The organism is Anaerocolumna jejuensis DSM 15929 (assembly GCF_900142215.1).
GTDB classification, from domain to species: Bacteria; Bacillota; Clostridia; order Lachnospirales; family Lachnospiraceae; genus Anaerocolumna; species Anaerocolumna jejuensis.
This window is the reverse complement of the sequence record NZ_FRAC01000008.1, coordinates 202,347-220,950: the sequence shown is the minus strand read 5'-3', so window position 1 is coordinate 220,950 and position 18,604 is coordinate 202,347. Positions and strand designations below refer to the sequence as shown.

Here is an 18,604-nt window from a genome sequence, read left to right as displayed (position 1 = left end):
TTAAATGGGCTTTTTTAAAGACTTTAAAGATGATTTATCACAGGCAGTAAATGAATTGCTGCCGGAGGATGTGTTAGAAGGCGGGACTGAGGGAAATACTTCAGAGGAAAAAGGCAACGAAACAGAGGCCGTGGAACAGACAGAAGCCATAGAAGGTGAAGAAACAAAGGAAGTTCAGACAGAGGAAGAGGATAATCTGACAGAGGATGATAATGTGGATAAAGAGCTTTTGGAGGCATTGTTAACATCTGAGGCAGTTACAGTAAATGATGAAAAACCGGCTGCCAGCGAAGAACCGGCTTTGGAAGAGAAGAAAGCAGAGGAGAGTACCGCAGAGGATACCAGCGGTGACGGCACTGATGTCACTGAAGAGGTTACTATTATAGCTAAGAGCACGGTGCTTACCGGTAATCTTCATACGGATGGCTCCCTGGAAGTAATCGGTACTGTCAGAGGTGATATCGACTGTAAAGGAAAGCTGTCTGTAATCGGAACCGTAAGCGGAAACTGTTCTGCTTCAGAGGTTTATATAGGTGCAAAGCGTTTTGAAGGCTCCATTACCAGTGAGGGCAATGTAAGAATTGGTCTTGGTACGGTTATAATCGGAGATATACTTGGAACTGCCAGCTTTATTGCGGGAGCTGTCAAGGGAGATATCGACATCAGCGGTCCTATCGTTATCGACTCCTCCGCTGTAATCAAGGGAAATATAAAAGCTGCATCCATTCAGGTTAACAATGGTGCAGTTATTGATGGTTTCTGTTCCCTGTCTTACGCATCTGTTAATATTGATAGCATATTTGAATAATTGGAGGTATTATAAATGAACAGGTATAAAAGAGTCTTACTGAAGTTAAGCGGGGAGGCTCTGGCCGGAGATAAGAAGACCGGTTTTGATGAAGCTACCTGTATCCGGGTTGCAAATCAGGTAAAGCAGCTGGTACAGGAAGGGGTTGAGGTCGGAGTTGTTATAGGCGGAGGTAACTTCTGGAGAGGAAGAACCAGTGAAACCATAGACCGTACAAAAGCTGATCAGATTGGTATGCTGGCAACTGTTATGAACTGCATTTATGTTTCTGAGATTTTCCGTTTTGTCGGTATGAAGACCCAGGTGCTTACACCTTTTGAATGTGGTTCCATGACAAAGCTCTTTTCAAAGGACAGGGCAAATAAATATTTTGAAAAGGGCATGGTCGTATTCCTGGCTGGCGGAACAGGCCATCCTTATTTTTCGACGGATACGGGAGTAGTGTTAAGAGCAGTAGAGCTGGAAGCAGACGTAATATTAATGGCTAAGGCAGTGGACGGTGTCTACGACAGTGATCCCAAAAAGAATCCCAATGCGAAAAAGTACAGTGAGATAAGTCTCAAGGAAGCTTTGGATAAACAGCTTGCGGTAGTGGATTTATCGGCAACGGTACTGGCTATGGAGAATAAGATGCCGATGCTGGTATTTGCTCTGGAAAAGGAAGAGAGTATTATGAAAGCCGTTCATGGTGAGTCTGACGGAACCATTGTAACTGCTTAAAGAATTTGGAAATTTTTAAGTATTATTATCATAGAGGAGAAATATTTATGGATGCTAGATTGGAACAATACGAAAGCAAAATGACGAAAACACTGGATAACCTGAAGGAAGAATATTCAACAATTCGTGCAGGAAGGGCCAATCCTCATTTACTTGACAAGTTGAGAGTGGATTATTACGGTACTCCGTCTGCTCTTCAGTCTGTAGCAAACGTTTCGGTCCCGGAGCCCAGAGTTATTCAGATTCAGCCCTGGGAAAGCAAACTGATCAAGGATATTGAGAAGGCAATCATTGCTTCTGACCTGGGACTTACACCCAGCAATGACGGAAAAGTCATCAGACTGGTATTTCCTGAGCTTACAGAGGAAAGAAGAAAAGATTTGGTAAAAGACATTAAGAAAAAGGCTGAAAATGCTAAGGTTGCTGTCCGCAATATCAGAAGGGACGGCAATGATGCCATCAAGAAAATGAACAAGAACAGTGAAATTTCTGAGGATGAAGTAAAGGTATTAGAAGACAGCATTCAGAAAGCCACAGATAAGTTTATTGCTGATGTGGATAAGCTTACAGAGGATAAATCAAAAGAAGTACTTACGGTATAAGCATTCGAATATTTTACAGGGACTGCTCCAAAATTCAAAGAAAACTATTTTTTATCAATAGTTTTTGGATCTTTGAAGCAGTCTTTTTCAGTTGGAGGATTCCATGGGAGACAATTATTCCGATATAAAAATTCCAAGACATGTAGCAATTATACTGGATGGAAACGGCCGTTGGGCCAAGCGGCGTATGATGCCAAGAAATTATGGCCATGTACAGGGAAGTAAAACAGTTGAAAACATATGTGAAGAAGCTTATAATATGGGAGTGGAGTATTTGACAGTTTATGCTTTTTCTACTGAAAACTGGAAGAGACCCAAAGATGAAGTTGATGCATTGATGAAGCTCCTGCGAAGCTATCTTAAGAATTGCCAGAAAACCAGCAGCAAGAATAATATGAGAGTCCGGGTACTTGGTGAAACGGACGGATTAAGTGAAGATATAAAGAGTAGTATTATTGAGCTTGAAAAGACCTCCGCCAGTAATACGGGACTTCGTTTTCAGGTGGCATTAAATTACGGCGGCAGGGATGAAATTTTACGGGCAGCTAAAAGGATGTCACAGGATTATAAAGACGGTAAGATTAATCTTACGGAAGTGAATACGGATATATTTTCCGGATATTTGGATACCAGAGGAATTCCTGATCCGGATTTAATGATAAGAACCAGCGGTGAAATGAGGATATCCAATTTCCTCTTATGGCAATTAGCCTATACGGAGTTTTATTTTACGGATACCCTGTGGCCGGACTTTAATAAAAATGAATTGAGAAAAGCCATTGAGTTTTATGGAAGCAGAAAAAGGAATTATGGCGGCATCAAAGAAGATTGATTTATTGGGAGGTAATACATGTTTTGGGTAAGATTTCGCAGTTCGGTCATACTTATGGCTATCACCATAGCGGTAATCCTGCTGGGGGGAGATGCTTTATTTGCTGTGGTACTGGCAATTTCTATTATCGGCATGACAGAACTGTATAAGACAGTTAACCTGCAAAAGTCACCTCTTGGTATCGCCGGCTATCTAGCTGCCGCCGTTTATTTCGGATTACTGCGTTTTGGATTTGCGGACTATAATGACTTTCTTTTCATCGGCTTTTTACTGGCTTTAATGATTTTGTATGTAATTTTATATCCCAAGTTCAGGATGGAGGAAGTTACCGCCGCCTTTTTTGGGCTTTTCTATGTGGCAGTAATGTTAAGCTTTATTTATCAGGTCAGAATGCTGGAAAGCGGCTTTTATATTATATGGCTTATATTTATCGGAGCATGGGGTTCCGATACCAGTGCTTATTGCGTGGGAATGCTGATTGGCAAGCATAAGAATTTTACACCCTTAAGTCCTAAGAAATCGATTGAAGGCTGTATCGGAGGCGTCATTGGCGCAGGGCTTATTGGCTTGCTCTATGGGGTGATAATAAAAGACTACATTACCGGTTTTCACAATACAGGTCTTATTTTTGCCTTAATATCGGCAGTGGGCAGTGTGATATCCCAGCTGGGTGATTTAGCAGCTTCGGCGATTAAAAGAAATCATAATATAAAAGACTATGGAACACTTATTCCAGGGCATGGCGGTATTCTGGACAGATTTGACAGTATCATTTTTGTCGCACCTATTGTGTATTTCCTTGCTACTATATTATAATGGGAATACCTTTCATAATTATATTGTATCAAGCTTAAAAAGTAATTTTTTCTTTTAAGCAGGAATGTAAGCAGGCTTACGGTATATAAGGCGCTTTGACGGAAAATAAATATTTGAGTTAAACTATGGAGATATCATATCAAGGATTTGATATTTAATAAAGGAGTTATAATGAAATATATATCCATTCTGGGCTCCACCGGGTCAGTCGGTACGCAGACCCTGGAAGTTGTAAGGGAGAACCCCGATATACAGGTTGTGGCACTGGCGGCAGGAAGCAACATCTCCTTACTGGAAGCACAAATCAGAGAGTTTAAACCTTTACTGGCGGCCGTTTATGAGGAAGAAAAGGCAAAAGAACTGGCTTTGAAGGTAAAGGACACAGCTGTGGTGGTTATGTCGGGGATGGAAGGCTTGATTGCCTGCAGTACGGACATACATACCAATATTGTTGTTACGGCTTTGGTGGGAATGATTGGTATTGTACCAACCATTGAAGCAATTAAGGCAGGAAAGGATATTGCTCTTGCCAATAAGGAAACCCTGGTCACAGCCGGACACATTATTATGCCCCTGGCAAAAGAGAGGCAGGTTAGAATTCTTCCCGTAGACAGTGAACATTCTGCCATATTCCAGGCCTTAAACGGAGAAGAAAAAAATGAAATAGAGAGGATTATCCTCACAGCCTCCGGCGGACCTTTCCGGGGTAAAAAAAGAGAAGATTTGAAAAAAATCCAGGTGGAAGATGCTTTAAAGCATCCGAACTGGTCCATGGGGAGAAAAATAACCATTGATTCTTCTACCATGGTAAATAAAGGTCTTGAGGTAATGGAGGCCAGATGGTTATTTGATGTGGATTTGGAGAAAATACAAGTAGTCATTCAACCCCAGAGCATTATTCATTCTGCTGTTGAATATACTGACGGCAGTATAATGGCACAAATGGGAATGCCGGATATGAAGCTTCCCATACAGTATGCCCTGTATTATCCTGACAGAAGGTATCTTAAGGGAGAACGAATCAATTTTTTTAAGCTGGGCAGGCTGGATTTTTTTGAACCGGACTATGAGACATTTGAGGGGCTGAAATTAGCCTTTGAGGCAGCAAAAAGAGGAGGCAGTATGCCAACCGTTTACAATGCTGCCAATGAGTATGCGGTAGCAAAATTTTTAAACAGAGAAATATCTTATCTGGAAATCACGGAATTGATAGAGAAAGCCATGGAAGCACACAGGTTCAGGGAAAATCCTTCTGTCTCGGAAATTCTTGAGACTGAAAAAGAGACCCGTGAATTTCTTGATGGGAAGTTAAAAAGATAACAGGGTGGAGCGGTTTTATACATTTTCTGTAGCCATTAACAATAAATATGGTGTAGATACACTAAGATAGGAGTAAGAGTGAAAGAAAATAACATTTTGAAAGGATGCCACTTACAGATTCTTTCACTCGTTTTTAATTGTGGCAGTATCGCAGGTCTGCCTGCGATATACAATGGGTATAAGCATGAATATAATAATTGCAATTTTGATATTTAGCGTCCTTATTATCATCCATGAATTAGGCCATTTTCTTCTGGCAAAGTCCAATGGTATCTTTGTAACGGAGTTTTCCATTGGTATGGGTCCAAGAATTCTTTCCATGGTAAAAACTGTGAAGGGATACCGGTTAAGAGGATTTATGTCAACGGGTGATTTTACCGCTGCTAATAGAGAACTGGAGGCGACTATTTATTCCATTAAACTGCTTCCAATCGGCGGCTCCTGTATGATGCTTGGAGAAGATGAAACAGTTGAGGATGAGAGAGCTTTTAACAAGAAGGGTGTATGGGGCAGAATTTCCGTTGTTTTGGCAGGCCCTATTTTTAACTTCGTACTGGCTTTTGTTCTTGCCCTGATTATCGTAGGCATGAGAGGCTATGATCCGGCAAAAATCGCAAATGTTACTACGGTAGCAAAGGAAGCAGGCTTGCAGGACGGGGATGTCATAACCCGGATAGACGGAAAAAACATAAATCTTGCCAGGGAATTAAATATGTTCCTTTATATGAATCCGTTAAGTGAGGCAAGTGTGGACCTGACCTATGAAAGGAATGGCGAAAAACATAATGCAACCATCAATCCGGAGTATGTAAAGAATTATATGCTGGGATTTTATTATGATGATGGCAATAAGGCTGTTGTAAAAGAGGTAATGGATGATTATCCCATGAAGAATGCCGGTTTTCAAAATGGCGATATCATTACTGAAATCAATGGGGTAAAGGTTGCGACCAAGGATGATATCATAAATTATTTCAAGGAAAAACCTTTATCAGATAAACCGGTTGTCATTACGTATCAGAGGAACGGAGCGGAGAATTCTGCGAATGTAACGCCAAAGCTGTCAGGACAGGGATATTCCATCGGCTTTGCTCTGGACGGCAGCAGGGTCAAGACCAGCGGCTTTGGAGTTGTAAAGTACAGTCTGGCAGAGGTTAAATATGTTATTGTAATGACTGTTGACAGTCTTAAAATGCTGTTTACCGGAAAAGTTAAGGCCAATGACCTGGCAGGTCCGGTAGGTATCGTGGATATGATAGGAAGTATTTATAAGGACAGCGCACCAAGCGGTTTTGTTACGGTGTTCCTGAGTCTTGCAAGCTTTAGTGTACTGCTCAGTGCAAACCTTGGTGTTATGAACCTATTGCCCATTCCTGCACTGGATGGCGGAAGACTGGTATTCTTGCTGATTGAAGTATTCAGAGGAAAGCCGGTGGACCAGACCAAGGAAGGTATGGTGCATATGATAGGCTTCATTGCACTTATGATTCTTATGGTATTTGTAATGTTCAATGATTTTAGCCGGATATTTTAAATGATAGAGGTGGCTGTTGTAAATTAGTATTCATAGAACGAAATAGCAGATGTATCTTTCGATTGTGTGAAATAAGCTTTTTTACAACAGCCATTTTTTCCTGTCAGTAAGCGGGGATTATCCCGCTAAGGCTTTGAGGTCCAATAAAGGGACAGCCTGAACCTGCTTTAGTACAGATTCAGGAATATCCTATCAAAGCTCTGATATATAGAAAAGAGGTTGTTATGCGAAAGGAAACAAAGGCTGTAAAAATAGGAAATAAGGTAATTGGAGGAGGAAATCCAATCCTCATCCAGTCCATGACAAATACAAAAACAGAAGATGTAAAAGCCACCATCCAGCAGATTTTAAAGTTGGAAGCAGCAGGCTGTGATATTATACGCTGTGCAGTTCCTACTATGGAGGCAGCTTACGCAATAAAGGATATCAAAAGGGAAATACATATTCCCCTGGTGGCGGATATCCATTTTGATTACCGTCTGGCTATTGCTGCCATGGAGAATGGGGCGGATAAGGTCAGAATCAATCCCGGCAACATTGGAGGATATGAGAAGCTAAAGGCAGTGATTGAAGCGGCAAAAGTTAGAGATATCCCGATCAGAGTAGGCGTTAACAGCGGCTCTCTGGAAAAGGAGCTGGTTGAAAAATACGGTGGGGTAACGCCGGAGGGCTTGGTGGAAAGCGCACTGGATAAGGTTAAGGCCATTGAAGCTATGGGCTATGACAATCTGGTAATCAGTATTAAATCTTCGGATGTGCTAATGTGTGCCAGAGCTTATGAGATGATTGCAGAAAAAACCGTATATCCCCTTCATGTAGGTATAACAGAGTCAGGTACACTGCTTTCAGGCAATATTAAATCAGCTGTAGGGTTAGGCATCATACTTTATGAGGGTATTGGCGATACCATAAGAGTGTCCTTAACAGGAGACCCTTTGGAGGAAATAAAGTCTGCCAGACTTATCTTAAAAACCCTTGGCCTCAGAAAGGGCGGAGTGGAATTGGTATCCTGCCCGACCTGCGGAAGAACACAGATTGACTTAATCAGCCTTGCGGGGCAGGTAGAAAATATGATTCAGGATTTTGATATGGACATTAAGGTTGCAGTAATGGGCTGTGCGGTAAACGGCCCCGGTGAAGCAAAAGAAGCGGACATCGGAATCGCCGGAGGTAAAGGAGAAGGAATCCTTATTAAGAAAGGGCAGGTCGTAAGAAAAGTTCCCGAGGATAAGCTGTTGGAGGCCTTAAAAGAGGAGCTTCTTGCAATGAAAGCAGATGCATTGAAATAGAAAAGAGGCGTGAGAAATGGGAATACTTTTTTTGGAAGTATTTGACCAGTTAAGCGATATACCGGAGGAACTGGTACAGCTCTTCAAAGAAGTAGTCATTGAAAAGGTATGTGTATCCAAGTCCAGGGCTGAGATAAAAATCCATATGGAAAGCGGCAGGCTGATTCAGAGAAAGGACATCTGCCGGATGGAGCAGCTTATCAAGCATAAGCTGTTTTCCGAGACCTCTGATGAGGTCAGGTTTATAGAGAGCTATCATCTCTCCGCCCAGTATACGCCGGAAAATCTCTTTGAAATCTACAAAGGGAGTATATTTACTGAGTTCAGGGAAAGAAGTATTCTGGAATATAATATATTTGAACTCTCCCAAATAACCTTTGACGGAAACAGAATTACCTTCCGGTGTGAGGAGAGCTTTCTGGTCCGTAAAATGGCCGAGGATTTTAAGAGGCATCTGACCGCTGTCTTTGAGAAGTTCCATCTCCAGGTCTCCATTTTGTTCGACTATTATGAGCCTGTGAAAGAAGAGGCCGGGGAGGAATATGAATTCGTCCGCGTAGGTAATATGGTACATATCAATCAGCAAAGTGAGACAGAAGACAATACAGGAGCGGCTTCTGCCCCTATGGCTGAGGGCGGGGATGCCCATTTGCAGAAGTCTGCCGGATTCCCCAAGGCCAAAGATGAAAGGAAGAGCGACAGGTCTTTTGGAAGGTCGGAATATACGCCAAAGAAAGTGATACATGACCCTGACACCATCTATGGCAGGGGCTTTGAAGGAGAAGCAATTCCCATTTCGGATATTCAGGACGAAATCGGCGAAGTTGTAATCAGAGGAAAAATACTGAATACGGAAGCGAGAGAACTCCGTAATGAAAAGACTCTGTTTATCTTTACAATTACGGATTTCACCGACTCCATATCGGCAAAGCTGTTTCTTAAGACGGAGGAAGCCGCCGAGGTTACGGAGGTTTTGAAGAAGGGTAAATTTATTAAGCTAAAAGGGATGGCACTCATGGACAAATATGACAGGGAAATTTCCATCGGGTCAATTGTCGGAGTAAAATCCATTCCTTCCTTTACCGTTAAGCGCATGGACAACAGTGTGGAAAAGCGTGTGGAGCTTCATGCCCATACCATGATGAGCGATATGGATGCTGTTGTGGATGTAAAGGATCTGGTGAAGAGGGCTTTTGAATGGGGGCACAAAGCGGTTGCCATTACGGATCACGGAGTGGTGCAGTCCTTCCCCGAAGCCAATCATACCTTAAGTAAAAAGGATTATCCGGAATCAGAGTGGGAGCGGCTGAAGGAATTTAAGGTAATTTACGGAGTGGAAGCATATCTGGTGGACGATTTAAAGGAAATCGTTGTGAATCCCAGGGGGCAGTCCCTTACGGATACCTATGTGGTATTTGATATTGAGACAACCGGTTTTGGTCCCGTCAAGGACAGGATTATTGAAATTGGTGCGGTAAAGGTAAAAGAGGGAGTTATTGTTGACAAATTCAGCACCTTTATTAATCCGGAAATACCCATTCCACAAAGGATTGAAGAGCTTACCAGCATCACGGATGATATGGTAATCGGGTCTCCCAAGATTGATGTCATACTGCCGGAATTCCTGGCATTTTGTGAAGGAGCGGTGCTGGTGGCCCATAATGCTTCCTTTGATGTCAGCTTTATCCGTAAAAAAGCAGAGATGCTTGGGATAGAAACGAATTTTACCGTAGTGGATACCGTTGGTATGGCCAGAATGTTAATTCCGGATCTGAATAATTATAAGCTTCACACTGTAGCAAAGGCTCTAAGCGTATCCCTTGAGAACCATCACAGGGCAGTGGATGATGCAGGAGCAACGGCAGATATCTTTATAAAGCTGCTGCCAAAGCTTACCGACCTTGGCGTTACCCGCCTGGAGGAAATTGACCCCCTTGGAAAGCTTTCACCGGAGGCTATTAAGAAGCTGCCTACCTATCATGCAATTATTTTAGCCCAGAACGATATCGGAAGGGTAAATTTATATAAGCTCATATCCTTATCCCATATCAAGTATTATCAGAAACGACCCCGTATTCCAAAGAGTGTGTTTATGGAGAACAGGGAGGGCCTTCTGATAGGCTCCGCCTGTGAAGCGGGAGAGCTTTACCAGGCAATCTTAAGGGAGCAGCCGCCGGAGGAGATTAACCGGCTGGCAGAATTTTATGATTATCTGGAAATACAGCCCCTGGGAAATAATGACTTTATGATTGAGAGTGAAAAAATCAACATTAATTCCAGAGAAGAGCTGATGGACATAAACCGGAGGATCGTAAGGCTTGGAGAAGAGTTCAATAAGCCGGTAGTTGCCACCTGCGATGTTCATTTCTTGGACCCGGAGGATGAGATATACAGAAGAATCCTTTTATACGGAAAAGGAATGAAGGATGCGGATAACCAAGCTCCTCTGTTCTTTCGCACCACGGAGGAAATGCTGGAGGAGTTTACTTATCTTGGAAAAGATAAGGCTTATGAAGTGGTCGTGACCAATACCAATCTGGTTACCGACCGAATAGAGAAGATTTCTCCAGTACGCCCGGATAAATGCCCGCCGGTCATTCCGGATTCGGATAAGACCCTGAGGGAAATCTGTTACAACAAGGCCCATTCCATGTATGGACCGGAGCTGCCCAGGCAGGTAGAAGAGAGGCTGGAGCATGAGCTTCATTCCATTATAACCAACGGCTTTGCGGTTATGTACATTATTGCCCAGAAGCTGGTATGGAAATCCAATGAGGATGGATATCTGGTTGGTTCCAGAGGTTCCGTCGGTTCCTCCTTTGTGGCGACCATGTCGGGTATTACAGAGGTTAATCCTCTGGCGGCCCATTACTATTGTACCAATTGCCACTATTCGGATTTTGACTCCGAGGAAGTAAGGGCTTATGCAGGCAGCAGCGGCTGTGATATGCCGGATAAAACCTGTCCTGTATGCGGACAGCCCTTAAGTAAGGACGGGCATGATATCCCCTTTGAAACCTTCCTGGGCTTTAACGGGGACAAGGAGCCTGATATCGACTTGAATTTCTCCGGTGAATATCAGAGCAAGGCCCATGATTATACGGAGGTCATCTTTGGCGAAGGGCATACCTTCAGGGCCGGGACCATCGGTACCCTGGCGGATAAGACTGCCTACGGCTTTGTATTAAAATACTACGAAGAGCATAACCAGCATAGAAGAAAGGCGGAAATCGAACGTATCGTATCTGGCTGCGTGGGAGTGCGCAGAACAACGGGCCAGCATCCCGGCGGTATTATCGTGCTTCCCCACGGTGAGGAGATATATTCCTTTACCCCGGTTCAGCGGCCTGCCAATGATATGACCACCAAGACCATAACCACACATTTTGATTACCATTCCATTGACCATAACCTGCTGAAGCTGGACATACTGGGACACGATGATCCGACCATGATCAGGATGTTAGAGGACCTTACAGGGCTGGATGCCAAGGAAATCCGGCTGGATGATGAGAAGGTGCTCTCCCTTTTTGATAACCTGAGTGCCCTGGGAGTCAGGGCGGAAGATTTGGGCGGCTGTGATTTGGGCTGCCTTGGCGTTCCTGAGTTCGGTACGGATTTCGTAATGCAGATGCTTCGGGATACCAGGCCGAAGAATTTCTCGGACCTTGTCCGTATATCAGGTCTTTCCCATGGAACAGATGTATGGCTTAACAATGCACAGACCCTGATTACGGAAGGAAAATGTACGCTGGCCTCTGCCATCTGTACCCGTGATGATATTATGACCTACCTGATTAATATGGGCGTTGACAGCGGACATTCCTTTAAGATAATGGAAAGTGTCCGTAAGGGTAAGGGCCTGACACCGGAAATGGAAGAGGAAATGCTGGCATCGGGTGTGCCGGACTGGTATATCTGGTCCTGTAAGCGGATTAAGTACATGTTCCCCAAGGCCCATGCGGCAGCCTATGTTATGATGGCCTTCCGTATTGCCTACTTTAAAGTATACTATCCTCTGGCCTATTATGCCGCCTATTTTTCCATCCGTGCATCTGCTTTTAATTATGAGCTTATGTGCCTTGGAAGGGAACGACTGGAGAGGCATATGGCAGATTACAAGCGCAGAGGAAATGAGCTCAGCAAAAAGGAGCAGGATACCTATAAGGACATGAGAATTGTACAGGAGATGTATGTCAGAGGCTTTGCATTTATGCCCATTGATATCTATACTGCAAAGGCACATCATTTTCAGATCGTAGAAGGCAAGCTGATGCCTTCCTTAAGTACCATAGACGGCCTGGGAGATAAGGCGGCGGATGCAGTGGTAGATGCGGTAAAGGATGGAAAATTCCTGTCAAGGGATGATTTTAGAAGCCGCTGCAAGGTAAGTACAACAGTAGTGGATTTAATGAATGACCTGGGACTCTTTGGAGATTTGCCGGAGAGCAACCAGATATCATTGTTGGATTTTCTGCAGTAATGAATGAAATAAAAAGATAAGTCTATTTAAAAGGCTCTGTTTCCTGATATAAAAGTAATATACTATTATCAGAACAGAGCCTTTTTATACTCACTTCCTTATTGGCGTGCAGGAGCAGAGGATATGCTTAGACTGAAACAAAAAAAGATGTTTTCCATTTAAGGAAAACATCTTTTTATTAAGCAGCTCATAGGGGAGTCGAACCCCTGTCTCAGCACTGAGAATGCCACATCTTGACCACTTGACCAATGAGCCGTATCACATTTAGTATTGTACAACACCCTACTCAAAAATGCAAGTGTTATTTTTAAAGTTTTTCAAAAAGTTTTAAAAATAGCTTCAATATTTGGAAAATGAAAATATACAGGTGCCGTAACTGCCGGTACTGTACGGCAGTTGCCGCGGATTCCTGGGGCTGGGATTGCAGATTCCTATTTTATTGACAAAAAACTAATATCTGCTTATAATAAGTTACTAGTGGATTTATTGATTTTTGTTAAAAACATATATAAGAAATGCACCATATTATATACACAGGAGGCAAATAGTGTGAAGGCTTATGGAGTTAACGAGCTGAGAAAAATGTTCTTAGACTTTTTTGAAAGCAAAGGTCATTTAAAAATGGACAGCTTTTCCCTGGTTCCCCAAAATGACAAAAGTTTATTATTAATTAATTCAGGTATGGCACCTTTGAAACCATATTTTACAGGTCAGGAAATTCCTCCGAGAAAACGTGTTACCACCTGTCAGAAATGTATCCGTACCGGTGATATTGAAAATGTAGGAAAAACTGCAAGACACGGTACTTTTTTTGAAATGCTCGGAAACTTTTCCTTTGGAGATTATTTTAAAACAGAAGCAATACACTGGTCCTGGGAATTCTTAACGGAAGTTGTAGGCATCGATCCTGACAGGCTGTATCCTTCCGTATATGAAGAGGATGATGAGGCCTTTGAAATATGGAATAAGGAAATCGGAATCGCACCGGAGAGAATTTTCCGCTTTGGCAAGGCAGACAATTTCTGGGAGCATGGCGCAGGCCCCTGCGGCCCCTGTTCTGAGATTTATTATGACCGCGGAGAAAAGTATGGCTGTCATGAACCCGGCTGTACCGTAGGCTGTGAGTGTGACCGCTATATTGAAATATGGAACAATGTATTTACCCAGTTCGAAAATGACGGCAACGGACATTATACGGAACTGGTTCAGAAAAATATTGATACCGGAATGGGACTTGAAAGACTTGCTACCGTTACCCAGGATGTGGATTCCATTTTCGATGTGGATACCATCAAGGCGCTGCGTGATAAGGTGTGCGAGGTAGCCGGTGTTACCTATAAGAATGACCCTAAGGTGGATGTTTCTATCCGTTTAATTACCGACCATATCCGTTCTGTGACCTTTATGATATCCGACGGTATCATTCCTTCCAATGAAGGAAGAGGCTACGTGCTGCGCAGGCTTTTAAGACGTGCTGCCCGCCATGGAAGGCTTCTTGGTATCAAGGACCGTTTCCTTGCTACCTTGAGCACAACAGTTATCGCAGAGTCCAAGGACGGTTATCCGGAGCTGGAAGAGAAGAAGGATTACATCTTAAAGCTTCTTACCATAGAAGAAGATAATTTTAATAAGACCATCGACCAGGGACTCAAGCTCCTTTCCGAATTGGAAGAGGTACTTGTAAAGGAAGGAAAGAGTACACTTGCCGGTGAGGATGCCTTTAAGCTCTATGATACCTATGGCTTCCCTCTTGATTTGACTAGGGAAATACTGGAAGAAAAGGGCTTTGTCATTGATGAAGAAGGCTTTACAAAAGCCATGAACGTACAAAGGGAAACAGCCAGAAGTGCCCGTGCGGTCACAAATTACATGGGAGCTGATGAAACCGTATATTTACAGCTGGATCCCAGCCTTATCTCAGCCTTTGTCGGCTATGAAAAGGTTGAGACTGACTCGGCAGTGATAGCCCTTACAACAGAAACAGAAGTGGTTTCCGAGCTTGTTGCAGGCCAGAAGGGTACTATTTTTACAAAGGAGACACCTTTTTATGCGACCAGCGGCGGACAGGCAGCCGATACCGGCTTCATCAGAACGGCGTCAGCAGAATTTGAGGTAGAGGATACCATTAAGCTTCAGGGCGGAAAGATTGGCCATGTTGGTGTTGTAACAAAGGGAATGATAAAGGCAAATGAAACCGTTCATCTTGCTATCAATGAGGAAAAGAGAGGGGGCACCGGAAAGAACCACAGTGCTACCCACCTGCTTCAGAAGGCTCTCCGGACCGTACTGGGCTCCCATGTAGAGCAGGCAGGTTCCTTTGTAAATGAAGACAGACTGCGCTTTGACTTTACCCATTTTTCTGCAATGAGCAAAGAAGAAATCCATAAAGTAGAAGAGATCGTGAATGAGCAGATTCAAAATGGATTATTGGTAAATACCGATATTATGTCCATTGAAGAGGCAAAAAAGACAGGTGCCATGGCACTCTTTGGTGAAAAATACGGAGATAGTGTCCGTGTCGTTACCATGGGTGATTTCAGCAAGGAATTGTGCGGAGGTACCCATGTAGCCAATACCAGCTCCATTATGGTATTTAAGATTGTATCGGAAACCGGTGTTGCTGCCGGTGTAAGGCGTATTGAAGCACTTACCGGCAAGGGAGTATTCCATTACTATGAACAGCTTGAGGCAGAATTGAATCAGGCTGCAAAGACCGCTAAGACAGAACCTGCGCAGCTGTCAGCTAAGGTTGAGAGCTTACAGGAGGAGATAAAGGCCCTGCAATCTGAAAATGATAAATTAAAGAGCAGGCTTGCCAAGGACGCATTGGGTGATGTTATGAACCAGGTAACAGAAATCAAGGGCGTTAAGCTCCTGGCAGCAAGAGCGGATGGCGTAGATGTTAATAATCTTAGAAATCTGGGAGACCAGTTAAGAGATAAGCTGGGAGACGGTGTTGTTATTTTAGCTTCTGCCGCCGATGACAAGGTAAACCTGATTGCCATGGTTACGGATTCTGCTATGAAAGAGGGTGCCCATGCCGGTAATCTTATCAAGGAACTGGCTTCCCTGGTAGGCGGTGGCGGTGGCGGCCGTCCAAATATTGCCCAGGCTGGCGGTAAGAATCCGGCCGGCATTGATGCTTTGATTGAAGCAGCTCCCAAGGCCCTGGAAAAGCAGCTTAAATAAAACGGAACTGCCAAGATTATTAGGAAACACAAAAAAATGTATTGACAAAACCTATAACAGACAATATAATTACTTTAGTGCTATTCAAAAAATACCCAAACAGTTGTTTAGGCACAATACACAACTGGAGGGAGGTTAGGTGTGAGACTATGTCAAATGTTATTGTAAAAGATAATGAGACTTTAGATAGTGCTCTACGTAGATTTAAGAGAAACTGTGCGAAGGCAGGTATTCAGCAGGAAATCCGTAAAAGAGAGCATTATGAGAAGCCGAGCGTAAGACGTAAGAAAAAGTCTGAAGCTGCTCGTAAGCGTAAATTCAAATAAGTAGAATAACTACTTAAATTAGCCCTTGAACTTTTGTTCAGGGGTTTTTAATTTGTCTTTTTTTCTATCTGAAAACAAAGAAATTCTAAATACTTCTTTATTTTATTCAAAATACGGCAAATCCACATAAAAAATAACTTAATTGTATATTTTTATGGATTTCTTTAGAAATCATTTATAAAACATGAACTTATTCTTTATTTATTTGCTTTATAATCAGGTTGATAAGAAATAATGGCATCTTACGCCAAAGAAGGAGGGAACTCCTGCATTATTACACTGATTGGAGCAGATATGGCAAAAAGAAAAATATCATTTTTAGATATCATAACCATTATTGGCCTTATGATGACAATTGCTTTTATATTTTACGGTTATAAGACAAAGATTTTTGTATCTTCAGAGGCCCTGCATCATTTTCTGGGCCGGTTCGGAATTTTCGCGGATATCATATTTATTCTAGTGCAGGCCATACAGGTCGTCATTCCCATTATTCCCGGCTCCATTGGCTGCCTTGCCGGTGTGATTATTTTCGGGCCGGTAAAAGGCTTTCTTTATAATTATACCGGAATCTGCCTGGGCTCGATTCTCGCCTTCCTCTTGGCGAGAAGATATGGGAAAAGCTTTGTGGAAAGGGTTTCAAAACCCGGACTATGGCAGAAATACGGCTCCTGGCTAAATAGTGAGAAATTCGACAAGTGGTTTGCAATTGCAATTTTTTTACCGGTAGCCCCGGATGATTTTTTGTGCTATCTGGCCGGAATCACAAAAATTCCGCTGAAGAAATTTTCTATTATTATACTGGCAGGCAAGCCATTTTCAATAGCTGCTTATTCCATGGGATTAAATCTGGTATTTACTGCACTTATTCATTATGTAATCCCTTTCAATTAAACAGCGGTATTTCATCAGCAGTATTCCATGCAGAAGGATAATCCGGTTACACTGCAATGTTAACCGGAAGGCTAAACAGATTTTTAACAGAATGAAAAAGGACCTTTATAAGGTTTTTAAATAGTATTTATAAGCTGACAGGGCATAACACCAGGTAATGCCGGAGGGTACAGCAAAAGGGGACCGGCAGCTCAGGGTCTGCAGGCACCGGAAAGGCAAAGGTTATTATTATGAAGATATGGTTATATAAAGGCGGGTTAAAATTAATACGCAAGAGCGGTATAGGAAAGGCCTGGGAGCATCAGAAGGCAGCACTGGAAAATACAGGGGTTGCTCATACAAAACAGTTTGGCTTTGATTACGATATTGTCCAGGTGAATACGATATTTCCGGACTCGGTATTCACAGCTCTTCTGGCAAAGGTCATGAGAAAAAAAGTGGTATACTATGCCCATTCCACAATGGAAGACTTTAAAAAATCCTTTCGGGGCTCCGATTTTTTTGCTCCTTTCTTCAAAAAATGGATCGGCTTCTGCTATTGCCTGGGGGATGTCATAATTACTCCCACAGAGTATTCGAAAGAGCTGCTGGAGGGCTATGGAATAAAGAAGGAAATTATGCATTTATCCAATGGGATTGATTTGGACTTTTTTAACCGTGATAAGGAATCGGGAAAGTGCTTTCGGGAAAAATACTGCTTTGGTGCAGATGACAAGGTGATTATATCCGTAGGCCATTATATTGAAAGGAAGGGCATCGAAGATTTTGTGGAACTGGCAGGAAGGCTTCCCGAATATCAGTTTATATGGTTTGGAGATACCAATCTGAAGCTTGTGCCTGAAAATATAAAAAGAGCGGTGGAGACGAAGCTTCCGAACCTGCATTTTCCGGGATACATATCAAGTGAGGAGTTAAGACAGGCATACTGCGGCAGTGATTTGTTTTTATTCCTGTCCCAGGAAGAAACGGAAGGGATTGTGCTGCTGGAAGCGCTGGCTCTGAAAATACCTGCTTTGATACGTGATATTCCCGTTTACGAAGGCTGGCTGGAAGACCGGAAGCAGGTCTATAAAGGCAGAAAACTTGAGGAATTTGAGCAATTAGCCCGTGACATTCTGGAAGGAGAGGCTCCCAGCTTAACAGAGCAGGGCTATGCAAAGGCAGGCGAAAGAAGCATCGGAAAGGTCGGAGAGACATTAAGGGGCATATACTGGGAGCTGCTAGAGAACAAGACAGAAGTACAGAAAGGGAAAGAAAGGGGTATGTCCAGGTATTCCTATAAGAATACGTAGGCCATATAAAATGCTTTCAGGGACCCGATAATACGCATAACTGGGGGAGTCTACCCATATATTCTATCATAATCCAGAATAATATGGAGTATTTCGGATGCAGCATAAATTCAAGTCCATGCATGAAAAAAATAAGCAAACTTCGAATAAAGAATTGTATAGCAATATAAATAAAAATAAAAAGAAAGAAGAAGCAGCCAGAAAGACCTTCCTGGAAACGGTATCAGAGCAGTTAAAGCTGCCTTCGGATATCCTGGTAGGGGCGCCGATTATAACTGCCCTGGGAAGAAATGAGGTATGTATTGAGAATTATAAAGGAATATTAGAATATAACGATACTTATATAAAAGTGCTTTCCAAAATCGGTACCATACGGATTGAAGGCAAGCACTTGAATATTTCCTATTTCACAAATGATGAAATGCGTATAACCGGACTGGTATCTGCCATAACGTATATAACACAGAAGGATTAAAAATGTTTGCGATAGATGCAAAAA

At 42.8% G+C, this 18,604-nt stretch carries 14 protein-coding genes and 1 tRNA gene; 14 read left to right on the top strand and 1 reads right to left on the bottom strand.

Features of this window, described 5'->3' with window-relative positions; all coding sequences use genetic code 11:
• Window positions 1–4 precede the first annotated feature (4 nt).
• The 9 genes from BUB77_RS07125 (at window position 5) to BUB77_RS07085 (ending at window position 12,404) form a co-directional block, all read left to right on the top strand.
• Window positions 5–808 carry a bactofilin family protein gene (locus tag BUB77_RS07125; RefSeq protein ID WP_073274276.1) on the top strand — a complete coding sequence of 268 codons (804 nt, stop codon included), beginning with the start codon at window positions 5–7 and terminating at the stop codon, window positions 806–808.
• 15 nt (window positions 809–823) lie between these two features.
• Window positions 824–1,528: a UMP kinase gene (gene pyrH, locus BUB77_RS07120; RefSeq protein WP_073274274.1), complete on the top strand. Its 705-nt coding sequence runs from the start codon at window positions 824–826 to the stop codon at window positions 1,526–1,528.
• A gap of 47 nt (window positions 1,529–1,575) precedes the next feature.
• Window positions 1,576–2,130, top strand: coding sequence for a ribosome recycling factor (frr, locus tag BUB77_RS07115; protein WP_073274272.1), 555 nt, complete (start codon window positions 1,576–1,578; stop codon window positions 2,128–2,130).
• Between the two features lie 124 nt (window positions 2,131–2,254).
• Window positions 2,255–2,962: an isoprenyl transferase gene (locus tag BUB77_RS07110; protein ID WP_073274583.1), complete on the top strand. Its 708-nt coding sequence runs from the start codon at window positions 2,255–2,257 to the stop codon at window positions 2,960–2,962.
• Between the two features lie 18 nt (window positions 2,963–2,980).
• Entirely contained in the window at window positions 2,981–3,778 is a 798-nt protein-coding gene (locus tag BUB77_RS07105) for a phosphatidate cytidylyltransferase (protein ID WP_073274270.1), read from the top strand.
• 171 nt (window positions 3,779–3,949) lie between these two features.
• Window positions 3,950–5,098 (top strand): 1-deoxy-D-xylulose-5-phosphate reductoisomerase, encoded by a 1,149-nt coding sequence (locus BUB77_RS07100; RefSeq protein ID WP_073274268.1) that lies wholly within the window; start codon window positions 3,950–3,952, stop codon window positions 5,096–5,098.
• 184 nt (window positions 5,099–5,282) lie between these two features.
• A complete protein-coding gene (gene rseP, locus BUB77_RS07095) occupies window positions 5,283–6,632 on the top strand; it encodes an RIP metalloprotease RseP (RefSeq protein ID WP_073274582.1) in 1,350 nt (449 codons plus the stop codon).
• 224 nt (window positions 6,633–6,856) lie between these two features.
• A complete protein-coding gene (gene ispG, locus BUB77_RS07090; protein ID WP_073274266.1) occupies window positions 6,857–7,921 on the top strand; it encodes a flavodoxin-dependent (E)-4-hydroxy-3-methylbut-2-enyl-diphosphate synthase in 1,065 nt (354 codons plus the stop codon).
• A 16-nt stretch (window positions 7,922–7,937) separates the two neighbouring features.
• The gene (locus BUB77_RS07085) at window positions 7,938–12,404 is read left to right on the top strand and encodes a PolC-type DNA polymerase III (RefSeq protein WP_073274264.1); all 4,467 of its coding nucleotides are present in this window, start codon (window positions 7,938–7,940) and stop codon (window positions 12,402–12,404) included.
• A 183-nt stretch (window positions 12,405–12,587) separates the two neighbouring features.
• Here the strand turns inward: BUB77_RS07085 and BUB77_RS07080 are convergent.
• Window positions 12,588–12,659, bottom strand: a tRNA-Glu gene (locus BUB77_RS07080).
• A 294-nt stretch (window positions 12,660–12,953) separates the two neighbouring features.
• Between BUB77_RS07080 and alaS the strand changes: the two genes are divergently transcribed.
• The 5 genes from alaS (at window position 12,954) to yqfC (ending at window position 18,580) form a co-directional block, all read left to right on the top strand.
• A complete protein-coding gene (gene alaS / locus BUB77_RS07075) occupies window positions 12,954–15,593 on the top strand; it encodes an alanine--tRNA ligase (RefSeq protein ID WP_073274262.1) in 2,640 nt (879 codons plus the stop codon).
• Between the two features lie 149 nt (window positions 15,594–15,742).
• Window positions 15,743–15,919, top strand: coding sequence for a 30S ribosomal protein S21 (gene rpsU / locus BUB77_RS07070; protein WP_033166800.1), 177 nt, complete (start codon window positions 15,743–15,745; stop codon window positions 15,917–15,919).
• A gap of 294 nt (window positions 15,920–16,213) precedes the next feature.
• The gene (locus BUB77_RS07065; RefSeq protein WP_073274581.1) at window positions 16,214–16,813 is read left to right on the top strand and encodes a TVP38/TMEM64 family protein; all 600 of its coding nucleotides are present in this window, start codon (window positions 16,214–16,216) and stop codon (window positions 16,811–16,813) included.
• A gap of 230 nt (window positions 16,814–17,043) precedes the next feature.
• A complete protein-coding gene (locus BUB77_RS07060; protein ID WP_073274261.1) occupies window positions 17,044–18,105 on the top strand; it encodes an LTA glycolipid anchor biosynthesis glycosyltransferase, IagA/BgsA family in 1,062 nt (353 codons plus the stop codon).
• A 97-nt stretch (window positions 18,106–18,202) separates the two neighbouring features.
• Window positions 18,203–18,580 carry a sporulation protein YqfC gene (yqfC, locus tag BUB77_RS07055; protein ID WP_242962411.1) on the top strand — a complete coding sequence of 126 codons (378 nt, stop codon included), beginning with the start codon at window positions 18,203–18,205 and terminating at the stop codon, window positions 18,578–18,580.
• Window positions 18,581–18,604 lie beyond the last annotated feature (24 nt).

Bases quoted from the DNA above. Each gene is read 5' to 3' on its own strand.
- BUB77_RS07125 (WP_073274276.1), top strand. From the start codon at position 5: ATGGGCTTTTTTAAAGACTTTAAAGATGATTTATCACAGGCAGTAAAT.
- pyrH (WP_073274274.1), top strand. From the start codon at position 824: ATGAACAGGTATAAAAGAGTCTTACTGAAGTTAAGCGGGGAGGCTCTG.
- frr (WP_073274272.1), top strand. From the start codon at position 1,576: ATGGATGCTAGATTGGAACAATACGAAAGCAAAATGACGAAAACACTG.
- BUB77_RS07105 (WP_073274270.1), top strand. From the start codon at position 2,981: ATGTTTTGGGTAAGATTTCGCAGTTCGGTCATACTTATGGCTATCACC.
- BUB77_RS07100 (WP_073274268.1), top strand. From the start codon at position 3,950: ATGAAATATATATCCATTCTGGGCTCCACCGGGTCAGTCGGTACGCAG.
- rseP (WP_073274582.1), top strand. From the start codon at position 5,283: ATGAATATAATAATTGCAATTTTGATATTTAGCGTCCTTATTATCATC.
- ispG (WP_073274266.1), top strand. From the start codon at position 6,857: ATGCGAAAGGAAACAAAGGCTGTAAAAATAGGAAATAAGGTAATTGGA.
- BUB77_RS07085 (WP_073274264.1), top strand. From the start codon at position 7,938: ATGGGAATACTTTTTTTGGAAGTATTTGACCAGTTAAGCGATATACCG.
- rpsU (WP_033166800.1), top strand. From the start codon at position 15,743: ATGTCAAATGTTATTGTAAAAGATAATGAGACTTTAGATAGTGCTCTA.
- BUB77_RS07065 (WP_073274581.1), top strand. From the start codon at position 16,214: ATGGCAAAAAGAAAAATATCATTTTTAGATATCATAACCATTATTGGC.
- BUB77_RS07060 (WP_073274261.1), top strand. From the start codon at position 17,044: ATGAAGATATGGTTATATAAAGGCGGGTTAAAATTAATACGCAAGAGC.
- yqfC (WP_242962411.1), top strand. From the start codon at position 18,203: ATGCAGCATAAATTCAAGTCCATGCATGAAAAAAATAAGCAAACTTCG.